The sequence below is a fragment of the Chitinophaga ginsengisoli genome (genome assembly GCF_003014595.1).
GTDB lineage: Bacteria > Bacteroidota > Bacteroidia > Chitinophagales > Chitinophagaceae > Chitinophaga > Chitinophaga ginsengisoli.
Genome location: NZ_PYGK01000039.1, coordinates 1 through 3004, shown reverse-complemented (window position 1 = coordinate 3004; position 3004 = coordinate 1). Strand labels below are relative to the sequence as shown.

Annotated in this window: 2 protein-coding genes; one reads left to right on the top strand and one right to left on the bottom strand. The window is 38.6% G+C overall.

Annotated elements, in window-relative coordinates:
* Positions 1-1418: 1418 nt before the first annotated feature.
* Positions 1419-1580: a helix-turn-helix transcriptional regulator gene (locus CLV42_RS34660; protein ID WP_394337230.1), complete on the top strand. Its 162-nt coding sequence runs from the start codon at positions 1419-1421 to the stop codon at positions 1578-1580.
* Positions 1581-1942: 362 nt separating this feature from the next.
* Here the strand turns inward: CLV42_RS34660 and CLV42_RS33530 are convergent, their stop codons facing one another.
* Complete coding sequence (locus CLV42_RS33530) at positions 1943-2905, bottom strand: hypothetical protein (protein ID WP_106606315.1); 963 nt, start codon at positions 2903-2905, stop codon at positions 1943-1945.
* Positions 2906-3004: the final 99 nt, after the last annotated feature.

The window sequence follows — 3004 nt, the reverse complement described above, 5'->3', positions numbered from 1 at the left end:
TAGGCTTGGACTTGAATTGCAAGAAAATAAAACGTCTTTATCACAAATGCTTAAACACGGCCGAATTGGCTGCTTAATTTATTACCGAACTATTGGTATATTAAAGCTTTACAAAAAAGGTAGGTTAATCTGCATTGAGGTCCCCAACAAAAACAAACATTTCACGAACGAACAGACCTGATATAGTAGAACTGAGTAACCAAATATAACGAAAACTCTTATATCCATATTTGATTTTTTTCCTCCTCAAAATTTCCCGCCTCTTATTGTTATGTCAAAAATTGCAGATCATTAAAAAATAGCCATCTCCAAGCAATAACTCTGGAGGAGGTTATTGACATCTCTGTAGTAATTAACTCTCTCAAGGAATTTACAGGAAATCTCGCTGACAAGTAAAAAAGAAATCTCCCTACTTAGAAATTTTACAAAATTTTCTTATATGATCTTGCATAAAACGATAGAGCAAGATGGCAAGCGCCTGGGGAGAATGGAAAGAAGGCGGCTCAAAAATGGCAGGAATAGATGCTTACGCGACATCAAAGCAGTGTATCCTCCCTGCGGCGATGGCTTTGGCACGTTAAAATAAAAGACTGCACTTTAATGCCGTGGAGCCAGGGGGCACCCGAGGCACAGGTCTCGGTAGTGAAAGCACAAATTCAGTCGTACGCCTCATATTTGGTCACCTTATGGTTATTTTACCCTCCTTTTCTCACTACAGCAGCACTCCGGAAAAGTCTGCGAAGGTTATAGCAAATATACTATATGAACAAAACCGGCCAGACAGGTATATATTTTGACGAAAAAGGCCATCCAATGATGGGCTCTAATTATCACGCGATCCAAAATTCCAGGACCGTGCTGTCGAGAAGAAACGAGAGCGCTGTTACAGAAAGTATAGTAACTTGAATTCGTTATGATGAAGGTAACAGGAACAAATCCAACATGTCCCATTGATGAAATTTCATCTCAGCATTTTATTTACGAACATTATTTCGTGTTTATTGTAAAGGGAGTCGTGATTCTTTATGATGGGAATATATACTAGGAACTGCGGTCCGGGCAAAGCTGTGTTGCCCACAAAAACAGCTTGGGACGCTACTATAAAACCAAAGAAGACGGTGAACTTGAGAAAGTAATCCTCTCTCTCAATACGACCTTTCTTAACAGTATTATGACAAGCACAAAACAACGGCTACAAAATTCGAGTGTACTGAAACATGCATTCCCTTGAGCAAGAGTGAATTACTTGATAATGTTATCAGATCGTTGCAGCAAATATATAGTCGTGGCCAGATAATAGCATCTTTTTCGAATGTAAACGGAAGGAGTTACTGCTGATTCTTCTAGAGCAGCAACCAGAACTTGTTGGTTTACTTTTCCACTTCGGTATCCCTGCAAAAATCGATCTGGAAGAATTCATGGTCCGAAATTATCAGTTCAATGTCAGCATAGAGCAATTTGCATTCCTTACTGGGAGAAGCATCTCTGCATTCAAACGTGACTTCAGGCAAATATTCAAAGGAACACCAAGCTCGCTGGCTTGTATTAAAGCAGCTCCAGGAAGCGTACTTCCTGATTGATCAGAAAGGACTGAAACCATCTGACATTTATCTGGATCTGGGTTTGAGACGCTTTCTCACTTCTCCTTTTCATTCAAAAAAGTTTTGAACTGACTCCCACAGCTCTATCTGGCAAGAAAAGAAAAACTAGTCCGGAGTAAAGATTTGCCATCATTCCCCGACCATCCAGCTACAACATTTAGCAAAGTGGTAAATTCGTTCCAAATCCTCGGCAAATTGGTTCGATAATTGTCCCTCGCAGCCCGCAATCGAGTAAAAGTGGGAATAATTGAGCAAAACTGAGCTTAGTTATTCCCATTTATGTTTTTATATAGGTGCTAAGTAGTATCGCAATTGGAATGTTTTACAAGTATCAGTTGAGACTAAATTTCATACGGCTTAGTAAAGAAAACTGGCCCCTCCCAATTTTCGCCTTCGACATCATCTAATGTAACAGACTCCCATTCATCTGGTTGCTCAAATTCATATTCACAATACTCGTCGTAGCAGGAATCAGCGTCAAAAATATCCAGCATCGCGATAACAGCAAGTGGATATAACTCCATGTCATCTATTTCCCAAGCTAATTTGATTATATCGCCTGCACTATCATAACACCCCATAAATACTTGCATCGCTCTCCATGAGCGCGCCTTCATTTTATCCAAATGATCAGTACGGCCAATTTCTTTTTTAATATGTTCGTATTTATTAGACCAAAGTGTTTCCCATTGTGATAACATTGCCGGAAGGAAAACATGCTTCTCAATTCCGGCATCTACATAAATTTCCCCCCATATCCATTCTTTGGTCGCAGTATATATTTCATCATAACTTTGGCTTTCGACATACCCCTTTAACCTCGCATGTAATCCAGCATAAGTGTCCATCACATAAACCTCACTATCTGTATGGAAGTGAATTAATTCATCTAATGGTTGTACTTTGTATTGGTTTCTTTTCAAGCCACTGTATTTTTCAAATGCCTTCAAGAATTCGTCATATGGAGGAACCTCCAATTCTTTATTTCCCATATTAAATAACGTTTTTGCAATACCATCCAGACCTTCACTTGCCATCAGTGATTCAGCCACATTCTTCAGAATGGTAAGAATATTTTCCTTCTTCTCCAATTTCAGTTCATGATATTTCTTATTTAAGTGGTTTTTTAAATCAATCAGAGTGTAATAATGCACATCATCGTCATTAGGCATTTCCTTCTTAGAGTTCCATAGTTGTGGATCAATTGTATATTCAAGAGAAAAGGTTACTCTTTCTTTGCCATCACCTATCCTACAGTAGAGATTTTTTTTCCTTCCTTGATTAAGATAAAAGGCTACTTTCATAGAGCAATAGTTCGGTAATAAATTAAGCAGCCAATTCGGCCGTGTTTAAGCATTTGTGATAAAGACGTTTTATTTTCTTGCAATTCAAGTCCAAGCCTA